Here is an 18,697-nt window from a genome sequence, read left to right as displayed (position 1 = left end):
CAGGCCGAGGTATCTCTCGAATGCCGAAGGGCCGGCTGCCTCCCCGCCGGGGCCGGCGACGGATCGGCGTCCGCGTGACAGGTCCGCCTTAACTACCGGCCTTGGGTTGTCCTCTCAAACTGTGGGTTGCCTGCGTGCATACCAGGTGCCAACCCACATGTTGAGGGGACAACCCCTGAAACTGTGGTTGCCTCCCTGCTCCACGTTCCACACGCCCTTGACGCACCTGACCCGCCTTACTAACCGACATTGGCCTGGACCCCCGTACGCCAACCAGGTGTGGCTGAGCCCGGCGATTCGGATGACGGGTAGCCCATGCCCGTACGCCGACCTGCCGTGCCTGAGGCCGGCGCTTCGGATGCGGGGCCAGCCCATCCCCGTACGTCGACCTGCCGGCGCCGAGGCGGCGTACGGGTGCGGGGTGGTGTGGCTATCCCATGCCGGTCCGCCGACCTGCTGCAGCGGAGGCCGGCGTACGGGTGCGGGTCAGCCCATGAGGGTTTTGACTGAGCCGCCTGATTCGGTGAGTTTCGCTCCGAGTCCGGCGAGCGCTTCGCCGACATTGGCGAGGATCCCGGACAGATCGTTCAGATTGCCCGCCAGACTCTCGATCTCGGTCGCGACCCCACCGATCTGCCCGCTCCCGTCGTTCAACCGCTTCGCCGCCGCGTCACCGATACCGGGAATCTTGTCCAATTCCCCCGCTAGCCCCGCCAGCATCCCGGCGGCGTCCTTCAGCTTGTCCTTGGCCGAGTTCATCGTGTCGGCACTCCCGCTCAACGCCCGCCGCGCACCACCCTCGCCGTCGTCCCCGACGAGCGCATTGGCCGCCTTCGCCGCCTGCTCACCCGCCTCGGCCAGCCCGGACCCGATCGCCTTCAGCAGCTCCGGCAACTGCCCGATGAGCCCCAGCGCGTTGTCCGGCAACCCCCGAACCAGCTTGAGTACCTTCTCGAAGTCGTCCGAGTTCTCCATCACGAACCCGACCGCCTTCTTCACATCCCCCAGATCCCGCCCGCCCAGCAAATCCTCAATACCCATGCCCGGATGTTAGGGCCCAACCCCCGCCCCCACCCCCGACTCCCCCAAGACGCGCCGCCCAACCAGTCGCCCGCCCTCCCCGACACCCCCACCGAAAGCGAGGCCCCTCACCACAGCCTCCCTCCCGCCAGCGCCTCCCAGCCCCGATTACCACCAAATCCGTCCCACCATGTATCGTTTTCGACGTTGTCCGGCGCTCGTAGCTCAACGGATAGAGCATCTGACTACGGATCAGAAGGTTGGGGGTTCGAATCCCTCCGAGCGCGCGCATCAAAGCCCATGTCAATCAGGTGGTTGACCTGGGCTTTTGTGTTGCCCCGGCGCCGTTGAGTTGAGACTCAAGCTCGGTGCGGTGGCGCGGAACAACGTGAGCGCCACTGTGGCACAGGTCGACAGCAGAGTCCCCTGACCGCCAGATCGCAGTAGCCTCCGTTGACCGGCTGGAGGTGCTACGTTCCGGCTGAGAATGGGGAGGGACGTTCATGCGACGTACACGACTTGGGGCGTTGGTGGTGGCGGGCGTTGTCGCGCTGGCCGGCGGGGTTGTCCAATCCGCGCCCGCCTCGGCAGCGACCACGTCGGTGCTGGTGATGAGTGCCGGCCAGAAGCGGGGCGTGGATTCCTGGGTGCCGAACGGGGACTACTCGTTCGTGGTCGGGCCGGGCTCGTTCTCTGTGGACCAGCAGGGGACCTTGAACGGCCCACGCCAGGTCGTCACCAGCCGCTCCTGCTGGGAAGTGAACACTCCGCATCCGTCGACAAACTCGTCGTACGTGGGCTTGACCAACGCCGGAGACTTCCAGCTAGTCGTCCCCGGCGCCGGCGTGGTGTGGCACTCCAACACTGCCGGACGGGGCGGCAAATACCTCATGCTCACCCGCACCGGCGACCTCGTCCTGTACACAGCCAATTGGAAGATCCTCTGGCAGTCGGCCTCCGGACAGTGCTGGATGAGGTCCAACGCCGTGCTGGCCAGCAACCACAGTATTCGCGTGGGGTACACCTTTTCGGGCACACGTCCTTGGCGCGTGCTCGCGATGCAGACCAACGGCAATCTGGTACTGCGCCAAGGGTCGAAGGTTGTCTGGCAGACCCGGACGAGCGTGCCCGGCTCGCGTGCAGCAATCACCACGCTCGGCGAACTTCTCGTGCAGGCTCCGAACGGGAAGGTGCTCTGGCGCAGCAACCGACGCTCCAGCCCCAACTGCGCCTGCGCGCTGGATCTGGGCTACCCCGCGCTGCCTGAACTCGCCATCACCAACGTCAGCACGGGCCCCTCGATCACTGTCTGGCAGGTCCCCGTCCCACCTGCATGACCCTCCCCACCGGTCGCCGCAGGGTTACGGCTCCCGTTGGCAGGCCCCCTCCGAGCGCGGACAGCACACGCCCAGGTCATTCAGGTGGATGACCTGGGCTTCTGTGTTTCCCGGGAGTGATCAGGGAGAGCGGGTGGGGGGCTCTCAGCTGTCTCATGCAGAATCGCCGCACTGTGTCGGCGTCTTAGGCGTTAGTGAAGCGCTCAGCGCCTTGTCTCGTATCTGGTCAGGACCACGCCGCCGGGAAAGGTCCGTGTTTCCAGCAGGTTCAGGTTCACCCAGTTGTCGAGCGCGGTGAAGAATGGTGTGCCGCCGCCCACCAGCACCGGATGGGTGACGATGTCGTACTCGTCGATCAGCCCGGCCCGCATGGCTGCCCCGGCGAGCGTGGCGCCACCGATCCTCATCGGCTCGCCGTCGTCGGCCTTGAGTCGGGTGATCTCCGCTACAGCGTCGCCGGTCACCAGGCGGGTGTTCCAGTCGACCTTGTCGATCGTCGAGGAGAACAGCACCTTCGGCGTGTCCCGCCAGTTCCGCGCGAACTCGATCTGCGCCGGGGTCGCGTCGGGCTCCTGGTCGCCGGTCGGCCAATGGGAACTCATCCCCTCCCACAAATTGCGCCCGTACATCAACAGCCCGATCGCCAACTCCTGGTCGAGCCACCACTGAAACAGCTCGTCACTCGGCACGCCCCAGCCGATGTCGTCGCCGGGCGCGGCGATGTAGCCGTCCACGCTCAAGTTCATGCCGTAGATCAGTTTCCGCATGACCCCCTGCCTTCCTACCAGTCCACCGGCCCTTTCGCCGGCCGCCCGTCACCCCTACTACGAACGCCCCACTCCAGATCCGACAGGTCACCGGCAGAAATTCTCACGAGCTCCACTCCTACGGTCGAGAAGGTTGAGGGTTCGCATGAGCCACCAGCGGGCTACGACGTGCTGTTGGCCAGCAGTTCGGTCAGGGGTGATCTGATGTCGGCGGGGTAGAGGCCCAGCTCGTCGAACTCGTCAGGGCCGGCCCACATCAGTTCGGAGATGTTCTGCGGGGTTTGGGTGTCCGCTTCGTCGCCGGATAGGACTGGTGTGCCGATGACCTCGGTCACCAGGAAGTAGGACGCGGGCCTGCCGTTGTGCTTGCCGGTCCACAGCAGTCGGTCGATTCGGCCGATGAGTGTGGTCTCCTCGTTCAACTCCCGTAAGGCGGCGGTCTCGGCGGTCTCGCCTTCCTCGACGTGCCCGCCAGGCAGTACTGCGTAATGATGGCCAGGGCAGCCTGGACTGTCCCAGTTACGGGCCTCGCACATGACGCAGGCGCTGGCTGTTTCCTGTCGCAGGTAACGCTTGATCACGAGTGCACGCTGACCGTTTACAACTACAGCGGCTGCTCTTGGAATCGACATGCGGCCGAGAATGCCAGGCTGATCCGACAACGTCAGGTCCCTCTCGGTCTTGGGCGAGGGCTGTCCGGGCTGGACGGGTCTCGCTGTTGTCGGTCGTTGGTCATTGGCGCCAGGGCATGTGTTGAAGGGTCCAGGTGTTGCCGTCTGGGTCGGTGAACCAGGCGTAGAGGACGCCGCCTAAGTCTTCTACGGGTGCGACGTCGACGCCGCGGTCGATGAGTCTCGAGCGGGCGGCCTCGATGTCGGCGACGACGAGATGTAGTCCGCGCAGGGAGCCGGGCGGCATGTCGGCCTGCGGTAGACCTGCGCTGAGCGTGATCGAGCAGTAGGAGCCTGGTGGGGTGAGTTGTACGATCCGGACTCCCTCGCTCGGGCTGACGTCGACGTCGACGGTGAAGCCGACTTGGTCGGTATAGAAGGCTTTGGCGCGATCGATGTCGGTGACCGGCACGAGGATCAGTTCGAGCAGCAATGATCCTGGCTGGACTGCGGGCGTGGGGTTGTCACTCATGTCCGAAACTGTGCGGTTACACGTCGAGGCCGTCAAGCATCCGTACGCCGTTGCGAAATGTCACCCGTACGAGCTCGGGTTGTTTGCTGGGCGAGGTAGAGGAAGAGGGCTGCGGTGAGGCAGGTGGTGGCGGCGGTGAGAACTAGGGGCCGATAGCCGGTGGTGGAGGCCAGGGCGGCTGCGGCTAGTGGGGCTGTTGCGCGGGCGACGGTGGTGGGGGTGCTGAGGATGCCGGCGATGGTCGCGTAGTTCTGGTCGCCGTAGCGGTCCAGGAGGATGGCTGGGGTGGCGATCGAGGCGACGCCGAAGCCGAGGCCGAAGAGGGCCAGGCTGGTTGCCGCGCCGACGGTCGAGCTGCCGATGAAGGGGAGTAGGCCGATGGCCACGCCCTGCAGGGCAATGATGCCTGCGGCAACGAGAGTGATGGGGAGCCATCGCCTGGCTACGGTGGTGATCACGCGGCCGGTAACCGACAGAAGACCCAACAGACCGGTCAGGGTGGCTGCGGCGGTTGGCGAGTGACCTAGCAACGTCAGGTAGGTGACCAGGTGAACTGCCATGACGGCGAGGGCCGCGCTGTGCAGGATGAAGGCGCAGGCGATCAGCCAGAAACCAGCGTCGCGTAGTACGCGAGATCTTCGTGGGTGGTGGCTGGTCCTGGGGGCTTGTGGGCGAGTGCGGCGGAGGCAGATCGCGTGCAGGGGCACGGTGATCACGGCGACGACAGCCGCCAGGACAATCAGCGCTTTGCGCCAGGCGTAAGCGTTGATGAGCTGGCCGGTGAGTGGGATGAAGATGGAGCTGGCGAAGCCTGCCACGAGGGTGATGCCGAGCAGTGCGTTGGTGCGCTTCGCGGGTGCGGTGACGGCAACGATGATGGCGAAGGCCGGCTGGTAGAGCACCATCGCCGAGGAAACGCCGATCAGCGCGAATACGGCGTACAGGTGTGTTGCTGTCTGTATTTGCGACCAGGCGAGCACTGCGATCGCGGCGAGGACAGACCCGGTGGTCATGACGCCGTGGCCGCCGTGGGCGTCGAGCCAGCGGCCGACGGGGATTGCCGTGGCTGCGCTGACGAGTACTGCGATGGTGAGTGCGCCGGTTGTCGTGGTGGTGGAGATGTGCAGGTCTTGGCTCATCGGGGCGAGGAGAGCGCTGAACGCGTAGTACAGGACGCCGTAGCCGATGGTCGTCGTGATCGCGAGCGCGGCGACGACATCGCGGCGCTGAGGGCTGCGGCGATCACCGAGACCGGAGGTGGTGATCGCCGCAGCGGTGTGGTTCATCAGTTGCAGCAGCCTGATTGGGTTGCTGCGGGAGCGTCGTCAATGACGGTCAGCAGGTCGCCGCTGATCCCGGTGGCGAGGCCGTGCCCAACCGGGCCGGAGATCCCAACAGGTCCACAACAGCCGCCGGCCTCGTCGCCGCTGAGGTCGCCGTACGCGAGGTTCGAGGAGCAGACGCCGGTTTCGGGGAGGTTGAGTTGTACGTCGCGCGCGGCTTCCCAATCACCGGCGAGCGCGGCGACGACGGACCGGGCCTGCTCGTACCCGGTGGCGAGCAGGAAGGTGGGCGCTCGGCCGTACGACTTCGCGCCGATTGCGTAGTAGCCGGGCTCGGGGTGAGTCAGCTCGTCGACGCCGTGCGGTGGGACGGTGCCGCAGGAATGCTGGTTCGGGTCGATCAGCGGGGCGAGGGTCCGGGTGGATCCCAGGATCGGGTCCAGGTCGAGGCGGAGTTCGCCGACCATGTCGTGATCGGGGCGGAAGCCTGTGGAGTTGACCACCGTGTCGGCGACGACGCGCTGGTCTCCGGCGGCGAGCTCGACCCGGCCGTCCGCAGTACGGGAGGCGGCTTCGATCCGGAAGCTGCTCACGAGTTCGACGCGCCCGGACTGGACGAGCTTCTTCAGGCGGCTACCCAACGCGCCACGGGCGGGGAGTTCGTCGGCGTCGCCACCGCCGTACGTGCGGGCCTGGTCGGAGCCGCGGACCACCCAGACGATCTCGGTGCCGGGAACCTGTTCGGCCAGCTCACCGAGGTCGAGGAGTGTCGTCGAAGCGGAGTGGCCGGCGCCGACCACCGCAGTACGGCGTCCGGCGTACCGGTCACGATCACGTCCCAGTACGTCGGGCAGCGCGCGGGCGATTCCGTCGGCGATCTCGGCCTCACCGCGAGCCGGGATACCGGATCCGCCGAGAACGTTCGGGCGGCGCCAGGTTCCGGCGGCATCGACGACGGCTGAGGCGAGGATCTCGGTGCCGTCGGCCAGGCGGATCAGGAACGGGGCCAGCTCGCGGCCCGCAGTACGGACTCGATCGAAGCCGACTCGGGTCACCGCGACGACCGGCGCGTTGTAGCGGATGCGGTCGTTCAGCTCGGGAGTCTTCGTCAGCGGCTCGAGGTAGGAGTCGACCAGGTCGCCGCCGGTGGGCAGTTTGCCGAGATCTGGTTCGACCCAGCCGGCCTGTTCGAGCAGGCGACGAGCTGCGCTGTCGATGTCGTAGCGCCATGGACTGAACAGCTTCACGTGCCGCCATTCCTCGATCGCCGCCGCTACGCCGGGTCCCGATTCCAGGACCAGGAAGTCGGCGCCGCGCTCGGCGAGGTGGGCGGCGGCAGCCAGGCCGACCGGTCCCGCCCCGATGACCACAACCGGTCCCGCGATGTTCTGCTCACTCACGATTGATCCCCACTATCTCGACGTTCATCTAATCAGCGATGAGGCTCAGCTTGCCTTCTGTTTCGACAGACGTCAAGATAGACACATGTCGAAACAGAAGATCCAGGCCGTCGGGGGCTGCTGTACGCCGATCTCCGAAGCCGCCCTTGATCCCGCCGGAGCGGTGGAGGGCGCGGCGGTCTTCAAGGCACTGTCGGATCCGATCAGGCTCCGCTTGATGTCGATCATCGCGTCCGCCGAGGGCGAGACCTGCGTCTGCGACCTGACCGGGCAGTTCGACGTGAGCGGCCCGACGATCTCGCACCACTTGCGTGTACTCCGGGAAGCCGGGCTGGTGGACTGCGAGCGCCGCGGGACCTGGGTCTACTACTGGCCCGTGCGCGAGCGGTTGCAGTGGATCTCCGCCCTCCTGGCCGCGCCGACCTCAGCGCTCGCCTGACCGGGCGTCGCAGTTCAACCCGCCGACAAGCACTGGAGTAGCCAGGTGAGCAAGCCTGTTGTTTTGTTTGTTTGCGTGCATAACGCCGGCCGGTCACAGATGGCCGCTGGTTGGCTCCGTCAGCTGGCGGGAGGCAGCGTGGACGTGCGTTCGGCTGGATCCGAACCGCGCGACCAGATCAACCCGGTCGCCGTCGAGGTGATGCGCGAGGTCGGCATCGATATCACCGGCGCTGTGCCACAGCTACTGGAGACCGAGGCGGTTCGCGGAAGCGATGTCGTCATCACCATGGGGTGTGGCGATGCCTGCCCGTTCTTCCCCGGCAAGCGCTACGAGGACTGGGAACTCACCGACCCAGCAGGTCAGCCGATCGAGGTCGTCCGCCGGGTCCGCGACGACATCCGCGCCCGCGTGGAGAAGCTCGTCGGCGAACTCCAGACCACTACCTCCCGAATCTTCAAAGGTCCAGGAGGTAGAGGCTGAAGGTCAATGGTGTGCCGTCAGGGTGGGTGTCTCGGTTGGAGCGGAAGTCCCGGAGGTAGGTGAAGCCGGCCTTCTGTGCCACCCGGACCGACGCCGTGTTCTCCGGCTCTACCCGGATGGCGGCTCGCGTTCCGATCTTGTTGGTCCGGAGGACGTCGCAGAGCAGCCGGACGGCCTCGACGGCGACCCCTTGGCCGCGCGCCCACGGGTAGATCGCGTACGCCAGGGCTACATCGTCGGCGTCGATGCCGTCATCGATATCAAGGGTGTAGTCGATGTATCCGCAGAGTCGCCCTGACTTCCAGATCCCCAATCCGCGCTTGCCGATACCCGCTTCCGCATTTGCTGCGAGTCCCTCGAAGAACTCGATCGTCCCTTCCACATCTCCGTAGCCTCCGGTCAGCCAGCGAACGGTCAGTTCGTCTTCGCCTGCGCAGTGCGCTTCCGCGTCCGCCGCCGTCAGTGGCCTGAGCTCGATCGTCACGGGGCAGACCGTACGCCGAGCAGATCACCACGTCGATCGGATTTGCCCGCCGACGGGGGTGACGCACGTTTGTGGATCAAGGCGCGGGCCGGGCGTCCATGCTGTTCAGGAGTTGGAGCTTCTCGTGGCTCGGCGAGCCGGGTGTGGCCGTGAACACCAGTAGTTCTTGGGACTGCTCGGGGTCCAGCAGCGGTTGGCAATACAGCTCCAACTCGCCCAGTTCGGGATGTCGGTAGAGCTTGAGGTCGTGGTGATGACTGACGCCGACTTCATGCAACTCCCAGACCGCAGCGAACTCCGGGCTGACCTCTAGCAGCGCTGCGACGATCTCCCCTGCTCGTCCGCCGGGATCGGCGGTGTACGCCGCACGCAGGTCGACCGTGAAGACCCGGCCGCGCAACGAGTGATCCTGCGGCGCGTAGAGCTCGCGGGTCGCCGGGTCGGTGAACCAGCGGTACACCAGGTAGCGCGACAACCCATTGAACCGGGTGAAGTCGCCCAGCAGCGCAACCGCCGGACGAGTCTGCAGCAACGTCTCGCCGAACCGCGACATCACCAGCGCGGGGGTGTCTGAAAGACGGTCCATGATCCGCATCATGGTCGGGCTGATGTGATCGTCGCGGAGAATCCGCCGAGGCGCCGGGTGCCCGCCCAGGGCGAACAGGTGGTCGCGCTCACTCAGGTTGAGGTGCAGCGCTCGGGCCAGCGCAGCGAGCATCTGCTCGGACGGCATCGGGCCGCGCTGCTGCTCCATCCGGCTGTAGTAGTCGACCGACATGCCGGCCAGCGCCGCAACCTCCTCGCGCCGCAGACCACCGGTACGACGACGCGTACCCCGAGGGAGCCCGACGTCCTCCGGCTGCAGCGCCTTGCGGCGTGCCCGGAGAAAGTCCGCCAGCAATGCTCGATCCACTTCCGACCCTCTCTGTCCGTCTGGTCAAGCATGACGCACACCGGAGCGGCGGGATCGCTGTCCCCGGACAACTTGTCCGTGGATAAATGCGTCCTTCACCCCATTTCCGGCTCCGGTGATGCTTGACCGGCCGAAGTAAAACAAACTCAACGAAAGCCGGTGGTTCTGATGAAGGCAGTACGTTTTCACGAGTACGGCGACCCTGACGTCCTTCGCTTCGAGGATGTGGAACAGCCGGCCCCCGGTGCCGGGCAGGTGCGGATTCGCGTCGCCGCCACCTCGTTCAACGGTGTCGACGGCAACATCCGCGGGGGTGTCATGCAAGGTCCGATCCCGGTGAAGCTGCCACACACTCCGGGCATCGACGTGGCCGGCACGGTCGACGCGCTGGGTGAGGGCGTGGACGGTCCCGAGATCGGAGCCAAGGTCATCGGCTTCCTCCCGATGGCAGAGGCCGGCGCCGCAGCGGAGTACGTGCTGGGACCGGCGAACATCCTGGCGCCCGCGCCGGCAAGCATCCCGCTGCCCGATGCCGCCGCACTGCCGCTGGTGGGGCTCACCGCATGGCAGGCGCTTTTCGACCACGCCAAGCTGACCGCCGGGCAGCATGTGCTGATCAACGGGGCGGGTGGCGCAGTTGGCGGGTACGCCGTGCAGCTGGCCAAGAACGCCGGGGCCTCCGTGATCGCCGTCGCCGGTCCCCGTCACAGCGAGCAGGTCAAGACGGCGGCCGCCGATCAAATCATCGACCACACCACCACCGACGTGATCGCCGCGGTGACCGAGCCGGTCGATGTCGTGCTCAACCTCGCGCCGATCGACCCGGCGCAACTCGCTGCCCTGGTCACCGTCATCCGTCCAGGCGGGGTCTTGGTGAACACGACCGTCTGGATGCCCGCGCCATCGGACGAGCAACGCGACGTGTGCGGCATCGACCTGTTCGTCAGCAGCGACGCCGAGCAGCTGGCTCAGCTGGTCAGGCTGGTCGACTCCGGCGAGCTTCGTGTCGACGTCGCGGAGCGGGTTCCGCTGGCTGAGCTTCCGGCAGTCCATGCCCGAGCCGCTGCGGGCACGCTGTCCGGCAAGGTCGTCATCGTCATCTGAATCCCGGATCGGCCCGCGCCGCTGCGCTGGAGCTCGTCCCGGCCGGGACGGACAGCGTCGTGGCGAACGCGATCCGGCGTACGGCGGGTGGTCACCTCCTCGGCGCGTACATGATGACGGCGACGCCGGCCAGGCAGATCGAGGCGCCGAGGAGGTCCCAGCGGTCGGGGCGGAAGCCGTCGACGAGGACGCCCCACGCGAGAGAACCGGCGACGAAGATCCCGCCGTACGCCGCGAGGATCCGGCCGAAGTTCGGGTCGGGCTGGAAGGTGGCGACGAAGCCATAGGCGCCTAAGGCAACAATTCCGCCCGCGATCCAGAGGATGCCGCGATGTTCACGCCACCCCTGCCAGATCAGCCACGCGCCCCCGATCTCGGCGACAGCGGCCAGCACGAACAAGGCAATGGACCTAGCGAACGTCATGACTGCGAAGGTATTTCAGGGTGCGTAGCCAAAAGGCTCGGTCATTCCGACAGTCCTGCCGCTGTCGCAGCCCTCGCCGCCAGAGCATCCAGTACGTCGACCTGGACCGGGGGAACGGTCACCAGGAGTTGTAGTTGTCCGTCCTCGCTTGGCGAGCAGGTGAATCCGAAGAACGAGCAGCAGTTGGACTCCCGCGCGATCAGGGCACGGGCGGTCGCCTCGGTCGCGGCATCCAAGGTCAACCTCAGCTCCGTCGGTGTCCGCCGCTCCAACCCCCGTAGACCGCACGCGAACAGGTCATCGAACTCGGCGACGCGGAGCGGCTGCTCGGCCGTCGGTAGCGTGCAGGCATCCGGGGCCAACTCTGTGTCGACTGCTCGGAGGGCATCACGGAGTTGCTGGGTCGATGGTGCGGGCATGATCCGGCCTCCTTCGTCGCGGTACAGACGGCACGACACCGCGCATTCACAGGGTTTTCCGGTGCCGAACGGGTCGGACCCGTTGACCAGCAAGGTCGGCGAGCCGGCCATGCCGAAAACAGCCGCTGCCGCGTCGGACTCGATCACGCGCGTGGTCACCGGTACGTCGGTGATCTCGGCGAGCCGTTCCAGCATCGGAGGAAGATTCGGGCAGTCCGGGAGATGGAGGACCTCAAGTTTCATCGGGTCGCCTCCGGGCGGTGGTTGATCGCTTCCAGCAGCGCGCAACTGCGGTCGTCGCGAGGAAGGTCGCAAGTCGCGACCAGGTCGGTGAGCGAGTCGTGCATGCGTTGAAGGTCGCGGATCCGGTCCGCCAGATCGGTACGCCGATGTTCCGCTAGTGCCCGGGCTGCGTCGCAACCATCCGGGCCGCCCGCGTCCAGGTGCACCAGCTCTTCGATCTCGTCGAGGCTGAACCCGAGTTCCTGGGCCCGCTTGATGAACCGCAACAGATCAAGCGCGTCGCTCGGGTAATCCCGGTAGCCACCCGGCGTACGCGGCGGCTCGGTCAGCAGTCCGCGGCGCTCGTAGTACCGGAGAGTCTCCGTGTTCACCCCGGCCCGACCGGCCAGCTCGCTGGTTCGCATACCCCCATCGTCAACCCTGGACCCGACTACCAAGTCAAGCCTAGAAGCCGATGAGGAAGAGAGCGGCGGCTGCCAATAGGCCGAGTTCGACGAGTAGGACGAAGTGGTGGTCGCTGATGCGACCGACCAGGTGCTTGCCTAGCCAGGCGCCGAGCAGCGTTGCGGGAGTCAGGGCGATGCCGTAGAGGAGGACCTCGCGGGTGAGGAGGTCACCGGCTCCGTAGGTGGCGAGCTTGGTGATGTGCATGGTCAGGGCGCTGACGGCTTCGGTGCCGATGTACGCGGCTCGAGTGAGGCCGTAGGCGAGGAAGAACGGCGCCGTGAGTGGGCCGACGGAGCCGAGCAGCGCCGAGCCGAGCCCGGACGCCGCGCCTACTGCTGCAAAGGTCGGATCGGTGGGCTTGCGGGGATGCGGTTTGAGCCGTCGCCAGACGACGACCGCGATCAGGAAGACGCCGAGGAGGCGTTTCAGCGGAGCGAGTGGTGCGTGGGTGAGCAGGACACCGCCGGCGACAGCGCAAGGCACAGCGCCCAGGGCGAACCAGGCGATCAGCGACCAGCGGAGTTCGCGCCGGTTCAGCCAGGCGCGGGAACCGTTGCTGGACAACTGCGTCAGCGTCAGCATCGGCACCGCCACTCGCAAACCGAACAAGGCTGTGAACACCGGCAGCAGCAGTACGCCGCCACCGAACCCGGCGACCGCAGACAACGCCGCCAGCCCGAACGCAGCCGCCGACGCAAGCAGCAGAGTAGGCAGAAATTCGAGGGCCATCGCAGTCACGCAGCTCTCCTTGAACACTTCGACTGGCCCCGCAGTAGGTTCTCGGTGTGAACCAAGCACCGAAGCGCATCGGGATTGTTCCTGACGACTATCACGTGCCATACGCCGGAACCGCCGAAGACGGGCGGAAGTTCTTTCTGAGTGATGAGTTGTTCGACCGGGAGTCGGCGTACGTCGGCCTGTTTCTCTGGAAAGCCGACGGGTCGTTCGACGAGGTGCGAGTCGACAATGTTCGGCGTACGGCGGGACTTCCACCAGGTCAGGCTGGTTCGGCAGGGGCCGACGAACTCGTTGCCTCTCGGTTGGTCGAGCTCGGCAGGTACGTCCTGGAGCCGATCGAGGTGGAGCCGTTCACCCAGGAGGTCGACGGGGTGATCTTCGGCTGGGTGGGCAGCGAATTCGAAGGCGTGTACTCCATCCACATCGAGCCGGGCGACTTCATCGCGTACTACGAACCGTGGGACGGGCTCGACTACGACACATAGGAAGGCCAGCGGGTGGAGGCCCAGGTCGACCAGGTCGGGTGGGTTGGAGGAACGGGTGGGATCGGGGCGTTGTGGAGTTCTTCGTTGTCCGGCGCCTCGAACTGGGTTCGCCATTCTTCGAGTTCGCCGTTGGTGATGGAGAAGGTTTGTTCGGGCGCGGTCGCGAAGCGGTTCGTGATGCGCCTGCGTTGTTCCTCCTCGTCGATCGGGAGGTAAACGACTTGGCTCCGTACGCCGATGGTCGTGGCGATCCAGCGGAGAGCCGACCGTTCGTCCTGACTCCAGAAGCCGAAGTCGAACACGACATTGGTACCGAGCTCCGCGGCCCGCATCCCGACCTCAATCAGCTTGCCTTCCACAAGATCCCGCTTCTCCGGCGGATTCTCCCCGTCGAACAAGGCGATCTGCCACTCATCCGGCGTGAACCGCAGAGCCGACTCGCTGATCTCCAGTTCCTTAGCCCGCGTCGTCTTCCCAGCACCAGGAAGCCCAACGATCAGATAAACGATTGTGTGTGCCGACATATGACTGCTCCTGAGTAATCGCAGGGGCCAGGCAACACGAATCGGCCGCCCGGCAGAAAGCCGGCGACGCGGAACCGACCTACCCCCGTCCCAGCGCCGTCAGCAGCCGAAACGAGTCACAGAAGCACAAGCACACATACCAACAACCCTACCGACGAAAGCACCAGGTCGCCCGCCAATTAGCCGCGCTCCCAGCGGCCTGACGCGACAAGCATCATCAGTCAGACTGCCGTCGTGAAGGGAGCGGGCGGGACGGGCTGGGATGGCCATCTAAGAGGGCGATCCTCGAACGCTGCGCTGAGGATTGCTGGTCTTCGGGGAGGGCGATCGGGGGACGATTCTGCTCTGTGGGAGCGGTAGGTTTCGGGGACGGATGAGGAGGAGGAGCCGTGGGTGGTTTTGGGCGGTCTGATGATCTCCAAGGGGCGGGGTTTGCGGGGACGAATCTGCGGGGTGCGCGGTTCGTGGGGGCTGATCTGTCCGGCGTGGTGATGCGTGGCGTGCAGGTGGAGGGGCTGGAGATCGACGCGCCGTGGCTGTTCGAAGGCGACGGCGGTCTGCACGTGAACGGGGTCGACGTGCGGCCGTTTGTCGAGGCTGAACTCAATCGGCGGTTCCCTGGTCGGTCGGAGCAGCGCGCGAAGGATCCGGAAGGGTTGCGGGCCGCCTGGGAGGTGCTCCAGGAGACCTGGGCGGCGACGATCGAGCGCGTCGCGGGGATGCCGGAGGGAACAGTCGACGTACAGGTTGCCGGTGAGTGGTCGTTCGCGGAGACGCTGCGGCATCTGGTGCTCGCCACGGATGCCTGGCTCGGCCGGTCGGTCCTCGAGCTCGAGCAGCCGTTCCACCCGCTCGGCCTGGGTAGCGGCGACGAGGACGACCTCGACCCGTCGATCTTCGCGACGACCAAACCGTCGTACGCCGAAGTGCTGGAAGCCCGCGCGAGTCGCGTCGCCCTGGTCCGCGACTTCCTCGCAACGGTGACGCCCGAGGAACTCGCCGAACCGCGCAAGAACCCTTGGGCCCCTCAATACCCGGAGTCCACGCTGCAGTGCATCCACGTGATCCTCGAGGAGGAGTGGGAGCACCACCGTTACGCAGTACGGGACCTAGACGCCCTCGCCTAGCAGTACGGAGTTCGGCGTATGGCGCACCCGACAGGTCCCGCCGGGTCGGCAATTCGTTCGGCTCCGATGCGGTGCCGGCGTTAGGGTCGCGGGATGCCGAACGTTGGGGACAGCAGTACGAAGCTCGCCGTACTGCGAGGGAACTCCGGTTCGGGCAAGTCGACCACGGCGCAGGAGATCCGGAACCGCGTCGGGCGTGGCGTCGCGTGGATCGAGCAGGACTATCTGCGCCGGATCCTGCTCCGGGAACACGATCGCCCCGAAGCTCCCAACATCGGCCTGATCGACCAGACGGCACGGTATGCGCTCGACCACGGCTACCACGTCATCCTGGAAGGAATCTTCTACACCAAGCACTACGGCGAAATGCTCCGTGAACTAATCGCGGATCACCTCGGGCCGACTCAGGTGTATTACTTCCAGCTCCCTTTCGACGAAACGATCCGGCGGCACTCCACCCGCCCGCTGGCGAAAGTCGTCGACGCCGAGACAATGCGCGGCTGGTATCAGCCCGGCGACCTCCTCGGCGTACCGGACGAACAGATCATCAAGGAATCCAGCTCCCTCGACGAAACCGTCGATCGCGTCATCACCGACCTCGCCTGGACCACCGGCGGCAAAACCCTCCACCCGATCGAGGACTGACTTATGGAGTACTTCGTTTATGGACGGGATCGAGTTGGCGCCGACGGGCTCAAGGAGAGTCTGGGAGAAGAGCATTGGGCGTTCATGGATCGGTACGACGATCGCCTGATCGCACGCGGGCCGACGCTGACCGGCCAGGACGACGACGCCCGATCGACGGGGAGTCTGCACATCGTCGAACTCCCTGACGTCGAGGCGGTTCAGGAGTTCGCCTACGAAGAGCCGTACTACCGCGCCGGCGTCTTCGAGACCGTCGACATCTACGCCTTCGTCAACACCTCCGCCCGCACGATGTGGCAGTTCACCGACGCGATCGCCACCTACGACCGCTACCTCCTCCTCGCCCTGGGCGACATCCCGACACCACCCAAGTCGACGCACCTGATCGTGTACGGCGAACTGCTGTCCCTGGATGGCCAGACCCCACTCGGCCAGGCAGCCCTGGTCGAAGCCCCCGACCCGCAATCAGCCGCCACCCTCCTCCCAGGAACCACAGAAACCCACCCCTGGACCTTCGGCGGCAGACGGTAGTACCGCGTACTAGGTGGGGATGCTCTTCGGCCACCAGGGTGGGACGTTGCCGGGGCAGAGGGAGGACGGGGTGAAGTTGGGGGTGCCGGCCCAGGAGTAGAGGGCCAGGTCGGCGATGGCGATCGCGATCATGGCGGCCAGCAGAGCCGTGAAGAAGCCCTGGCCTTTGCGGGAGAACCGGTAGACGAAGTTGAACAGCACCAGGTTCACCACGAAGGCGACCGGGATGCCGACGAAGAACAGCGTGGGTCCGTTGCCGACCCCGTTGAGGTGTACGCCGCACGCCTTCCACGACCTCGAGGTCAGCACGATGAGCCCGAAGCCGGCGCTGCCGCCGACGACCAGGGTCAGGAACGAGTCGACCTTGCTGCCTTTCGCCATGTCGTCACGGTAGGCGACGCGGCGGCCAAGACCAGCGAAACGCCCGGGCAACCCGGCCGATCACAGCGCGTACCGGCGATTTTGGTGTGGAAAGCGATTGTCGGCGGAAATCTGTGACGGGCCTCACGCAACAGCGGTTCTCAACACGCCTCCGAGTCGCGTACGGTTAGTACCACTTGCACACTGGTATATGCCCACCGGGCACACTGGTCTGCGAGGGACACACACCGCCAGCCACCTGAATCGAACCGCCGGAGACCCCGGCGGCCGACGTCGTACCCCCTCAACGGCGAGGGGGACCAGCGCCGCCGGGACGATCGCGAGAGGGAATGAGCCGCCGATGACGACAACCGCCAGCCCTGCCCATACCGAGACTGCCCTCAGTGTCGAGAGCACGGTCAAGACTCCGACATCCGACCTGAGCAACGCCCCGACTGAGCACCAGGGCCTGCTGGCCTGGGTTGCCGAGGTTGCCGAACTCACCCAGCCCGACGCGATCCACTGGGTCGACGGCTCCGAGACCGAGTACGCCAAGCTGACCGACGAGCTGATCTCGGCCGGCACCATCGTCCGGCTCAACGACAAGCTGAAGCCGAACTCGTTCTGGGCCCGCACCGACCCGTCCGACGTGGCTCGGGTCGAGCAGCGCACCTTCATCTGTTCGGTCGACGAGGCCGACGCCGGCCCGACCAACAACTGGATGGCGCCGGCCGAGATGAAGGCGCTGATGACGGAGCTCTACCGCGGCAGCATGCGCGGCCGGACCCTGTACGTCGTGCCGTTCTGCATGGGCCCGCTGACCGCCGAGAAGCCGATGTTCGGCGTCGAGATCACCGATTCGGCGTACGTCGTCGCCTCGATGCGGATCATGGCGCGCACCGGCTCCGACGTACTGGCCAAGATGGGCACCGACGCGAAGTTCGTGCCGTGTCTGCACTCGGTCGGCGCTCCGCTGGCCCCGGGTCAGAAGGACGTGCCGTGGCCGTGCAACGACGAGAAGTACATCGTCCAGTTCCCGGAGGAGCGGATGATCTGGTCGTACGGCTCCGGCTACGGCGGCAACTCGCTGCTCGGCAAGAAGTGCTACTCGCTGCGGATCGCCTCGGCGATGGCCCGCGACGAGGGCTGGCTGGCCGAGCACATGCTGATCCTCAAGCTGATCTCGCCGGAGAAGAAGGTCCACTACATCGCGGCCGCGTTCCCGAGCGCCTGCGGCAAGACCAACCTGGCGATGCTCGACCCGACGCTGGAGGGCTGGGAGGTCGAGACGCTGGGCGACGACATCGCCTGGATGCGCTTCGGCGAGGACGGCCGGCTTTATGCTCAGAACCCGGAGTACGGGCTGTTCGGCGTGGCACCGGGGACCGGCTGGAAGACCAACCCGAACGCGATGCGCACGATCGAGAAGGGCAACTCGCTCTTCACCAACGTGGCGCTGACCGACGACGGTGACGTCTGGTGGGAGGGCTACTCGCAGACCCCGCCGAACCACCTCACCGACTGGAAGGGCCAGGAGTGGACGCCGGAGTCCGGCGAACTCTCCTCGCACCCGAACAGCCGGTTCTGTACTCCGATCAAGCAGTGCCCGATCATCGCCGACGAGTACGAGGACCCCAACGGCGTACCGATCTCCGCGATCCTCTTCGGCGGTCGCCGGGCCACCACGGTCCCGCTCGTCACCGAGGCGCGCGACTGGAACCACGGCGTCTTCATGGGTGCGACGCTGTCGTCGGAGACCACCGCCGCGGCGGTCGGCCAGGTTGGCGTCGTACGGCGTGACCCGATGGCGATGCTGCCGTTCATCGGCTACAACGCCGGTGACTACCTGAACCACTGGATCACCGTCGGCAAGGACAACGACGCGTCCAAGCTGCCGAAGATCTTCTACGTCAACTGGTTCCGCAAGGACGAGGCCGGCAAGTTCGTCTGGCCGGGCTTCTCCGAGAACGGCCGGGTCCTCAAGTGGGTCATCGACCGCCTCGAAGGCGAGGCGGCCGCCGTGGAGACCCCGATCGGCCGCGTCCCGACCGTCGACTCGCTCGACGTCACCGGGCTGGACCTCAGCGTCGAGGCGCTCCAGACGGCACTGAACGTCGACGCCGAGGAGTGGAAGGCGGAGATCCCGCTGATCGAGGAGTGGTTCGCCAAACTCGGCGACAAGGTCCCCGCAACCCTCAAGCTCGAACTGGACAACCTCAAGTCCCGCCTCGGCTAACTTTTCCAGCCTGTACGACGTACTCCTCGCGCGCCCCGGTCTCCCCAGACCGGGGGGCCCGCCGGTTGTGAGGGAGGCGCGCGGGTGCGTTTGTCTGGGGGGCGCGCTGGGGCCGGCGCAGGTGAGGTGGCGGTGGGGGAGTGTG

General features: G+C 66.2%; 23 protein-coding genes and 1 tRNA gene. 10 read left to right on the top strand and 14 right to left on the bottom strand.

What is annotated here, in order from left to right:
• Positions 1-486: 486 nt before the first annotated feature.
• On the bottom strand, positions 487-1,041 hold the full coding sequence (locus tag ABZ004_RS28545; RefSeq protein WP_355684155.1) for a hypothetical protein: 555 nt from the start codon (positions 1,039-1,041) through the stop codon (positions 487-489).
• A gap of 193 nt (positions 1,042-1,234) precedes the next feature.
• Here ABZ004_RS28545 and ABZ004_RS28540 point away from each other — a divergent pair.
• Positions 1,235-1,307 (top strand) — tRNA-Arg (locus tag ABZ004_RS28540).
• Positions 1,308-1,523: 216 nt separating this feature from the next.
• On the top strand, positions 1,524-2,357 hold the full coding sequence (locus ABZ004_RS28535) for a hypothetical protein (RefSeq protein ID WP_355684154.1): 834 nt from the start codon (positions 1,524-1,526) through the stop codon (positions 2,355-2,357).
• A gap of 203 nt (positions 2,358-2,560) precedes the next feature.
• Here ABZ004_RS28535 and ABZ004_RS28530 read toward each other — a convergent pair whose 3' ends face one another.
• The 5 genes from ABZ004_RS28530 to ABZ004_RS28510 form a co-directional block, all read right to left on the bottom strand.
• Complete coding sequence (locus ABZ004_RS28530; protein ID WP_355684153.1) at positions 2,561-3,124, bottom strand: dihydrofolate reductase family protein; 564 nt, start codon at positions 3,122-3,124, stop codon at positions 2,561-2,563.
• Positions 3,125-3,285: 161 nt separating this feature from the next.
• The gene (locus ABZ004_RS28525) at positions 3,286-3,756 is read right to left on the bottom strand and encodes an NUDIX domain-containing protein (RefSeq protein ID WP_355684152.1); all 471 of its coding nucleotides are present in this window, start codon (positions 3,754-3,756) and stop codon (positions 3,286-3,288) included.
• Positions 3,757-3,856: 100 nt separating this feature from the next.
• Complete coding sequence (locus tag ABZ004_RS28520; RefSeq protein WP_355684151.1) at positions 3,857-4,267, bottom strand: VOC family protein; 411 nt, start codon at positions 4,265-4,267, stop codon at positions 3,857-3,859.
• A gap of 32 nt (positions 4,268-4,299) precedes the next feature.
• On the bottom strand, positions 4,300-5,553 hold the full coding sequence (locus ABZ004_RS28515; RefSeq protein WP_355684150.1) for an MFS transporter: 1,254 nt from the start codon (positions 5,551-5,553) through the stop codon (positions 4,300-4,302).
• A complete protein-coding gene (locus tag ABZ004_RS28510; protein ID WP_355684149.1) occupies positions 5,553-6,950 on the bottom strand; it encodes an FAD-dependent oxidoreductase in 1,398 nt (465 codons plus the stop codon). Before ABZ004_RS28510 ends, ABZ004_RS28515 begins: the two co-directional genes overlap by 1 nt.
• An 85-nt stretch (positions 6,951-7,035) precedes the next feature.
• Here ABZ004_RS28510 and ABZ004_RS28505 point away from each other — a divergent pair, with 85 nt between their 5' ends.
• Both ABZ004_RS28505 and ABZ004_RS28500 read left to right on the top strand, forming a co-directional pair.
• Entirely contained in the window at positions 7,036-7,389 is a 354-nt protein-coding gene (locus ABZ004_RS28505; RefSeq protein ID WP_355684148.1) for a metalloregulator ArsR/SmtB family transcription factor, read from the top strand.
• Positions 7,390-7,434: 45 nt separating this feature from the next.
• Complete coding sequence (locus ABZ004_RS28500) at positions 7,435-7,872, top strand: arsenate reductase ArsC (protein ID WP_355684147.1); 438 nt, start codon at positions 7,435-7,437, stop codon at positions 7,870-7,872.
• Here the strand turns inward: ABZ004_RS28500 and ABZ004_RS28495 are convergent.
• Entirely contained in the window at positions 7,847-8,356 is a 510-nt protein-coding gene (locus ABZ004_RS28495; RefSeq protein ID WP_355684146.1) for a GNAT family N-acetyltransferase, read from the bottom strand. The two genes, ABZ004_RS28500 and ABZ004_RS28495, sit on opposite strands and share 26 nt — an antisense overlap.
• A 76-nt stretch (positions 8,357-8,432) precedes the next feature.
• Positions 8,433-9,269: a helix-turn-helix domain-containing protein gene (locus ABZ004_RS28490; RefSeq protein ID WP_355684145.1), complete on the bottom strand. Its 837-nt coding sequence runs from the start codon at positions 9,267-9,269 to the stop codon at positions 8,433-8,435.
• A gap of 168 nt (positions 9,270-9,437) precedes the next feature.
• On the opposite strand from ABZ004_RS28490, the gene ABZ004_RS28485 reads away from it, so the two are divergent.
• Positions 9,438-10,373 (top strand): NADP-dependent oxidoreductase, encoded by a 936-nt coding sequence (locus ABZ004_RS28485; protein WP_355684144.1) that lies wholly within the window; start codon positions 9,438-9,440, stop codon positions 10,371-10,373.
• 91 nt (positions 10,374-10,464) lie between these two features.
• Here the strand turns inward: ABZ004_RS28485 and ABZ004_RS28480 are convergent, their stop codons facing one another.
• The 4 genes from ABZ004_RS28480 to ABZ004_RS28465 are packed head-to-tail and all read right to left on the bottom strand — an operon-like array spanning position 10,465 to position 12,635.
• Positions 10,465-10,797, bottom strand: a complete 333-nt coding sequence (locus ABZ004_RS28480) for a YnfA family protein (RefSeq protein ID WP_355684143.1) — start codon at positions 10,795-10,797, stop codon at positions 10,465-10,467.
• A 41-nt stretch (positions 10,798-10,838) separates the two neighbouring features.
• Positions 10,839-11,411, bottom strand: a complete 573-nt coding sequence (locus tag ABZ004_RS28475; RefSeq protein ID WP_355684142.1) for a hypothetical protein — start codon at positions 11,409-11,411, stop codon at positions 10,839-10,841.
• Between the two features lie 44 nt (positions 11,412-11,455).
• Positions 11,456-11,863: a MerR family transcriptional regulator gene (locus ABZ004_RS28470; protein WP_355684141.1), complete on the bottom strand. Its 408-nt coding sequence runs from the start codon at positions 11,861-11,863 to the stop codon at positions 11,456-11,458.
• A gap of 40 nt (positions 11,864-11,903) precedes the next feature.
• Entirely contained in the window at positions 11,904-12,635 is a 732-nt protein-coding gene (locus ABZ004_RS28465; protein ID WP_355684246.1) for a sulfite exporter TauE/SafE family protein, read from the bottom strand.
• Positions 12,636-12,691: 56 nt separating this feature from the next.
• Here ABZ004_RS28465 and ABZ004_RS28460 point away from each other — a divergent pair, with 56 nt between their 5' ends.
• Positions 12,692-13,129 (top strand): hypothetical protein, encoded by a 438-nt coding sequence (locus tag ABZ004_RS28460; RefSeq protein ID WP_355684140.1) that lies wholly within the window; start codon positions 12,692-12,694, stop codon positions 13,127-13,129.
• Here the strand turns inward: ABZ004_RS28460 and ABZ004_RS28455 are convergent.
• Complete coding sequence (locus ABZ004_RS28455) at positions 13,117-13,653, bottom strand: ATP-binding protein (protein ID WP_355684139.1); 537 nt, start codon at positions 13,651-13,653, stop codon at positions 13,117-13,119. The genes ABZ004_RS28460 and ABZ004_RS28455 overlap by 13 nt on opposite strands.
• Positions 13,654-14,042: 389 nt before the next feature.
• On the opposite strand from ABZ004_RS28455, the gene ABZ004_RS28450 reads away from it, so the two are divergent.
• The 3 genes from ABZ004_RS28450 (at position 14,043) to ABZ004_RS28440 (ending at position 15,956) form a co-directional block, all read left to right on the top strand.
• Positions 14,043-14,780, top strand: coding sequence for a DinB family protein (locus ABZ004_RS28450; RefSeq protein ID WP_355684138.1), 738 nt, complete (start codon positions 14,043-14,045; stop codon positions 14,778-14,780).
• A 93-nt stretch (positions 14,781-14,873) separates the two neighbouring features.
• The gene (locus ABZ004_RS28445) at positions 14,874-15,425 is read left to right on the top strand and encodes a kinase (RefSeq protein WP_355684137.1); all 552 of its coding nucleotides are present in this window, start codon (positions 14,874-14,876) and stop codon (positions 15,423-15,425) included.
• 3 nt (positions 15,426-15,428) lie between these two features.
• Positions 15,429-15,956, top strand: coding sequence for a YciI family protein (locus ABZ004_RS28440; RefSeq protein ID WP_355684136.1), 528 nt, complete (start codon positions 15,429-15,431; stop codon positions 15,954-15,956).
• 9 nt (positions 15,957-15,965) lie between these two features.
• Here ABZ004_RS28440 and ABZ004_RS28435 read toward each other — a convergent pair whose 3' ends face one another.
• Positions 15,966-16,337 carry a hypothetical protein gene (locus ABZ004_RS28435; RefSeq protein ID WP_355684135.1) on the bottom strand — a complete coding sequence of 124 codons (372 nt, stop codon included), beginning with the start codon at positions 16,335-16,337 and terminating at the stop codon, positions 15,966-15,968.
• A 340-nt stretch (positions 16,338-16,677) separates the two neighbouring features.
• Here ABZ004_RS28435 and ABZ004_RS28430 point away from each other — a divergent pair, with 340 nt between their 5' ends.
• Positions 16,678-18,552, top strand: coding sequence for a phosphoenolpyruvate carboxykinase (GTP) (locus tag ABZ004_RS28430; protein WP_355684134.1), 1,875 nt, complete (start codon positions 16,678-16,680; stop codon positions 18,550-18,552).
• Positions 18,553-18,697: the final 145 nt, after the last annotated feature.

Origin of the sequence: Kribbella sp. NPDC006257, assembly GCF_040613535.1 — a bacterium.
Classification (GTDB): domain Bacteria; phylum Actinomycetota; class Actinomycetes; order Propionibacteriales; family Kribbellaceae; genus Kribbella.
This window is presented reverse-complemented; position numbering and strand designations above follow the sequence as displayed.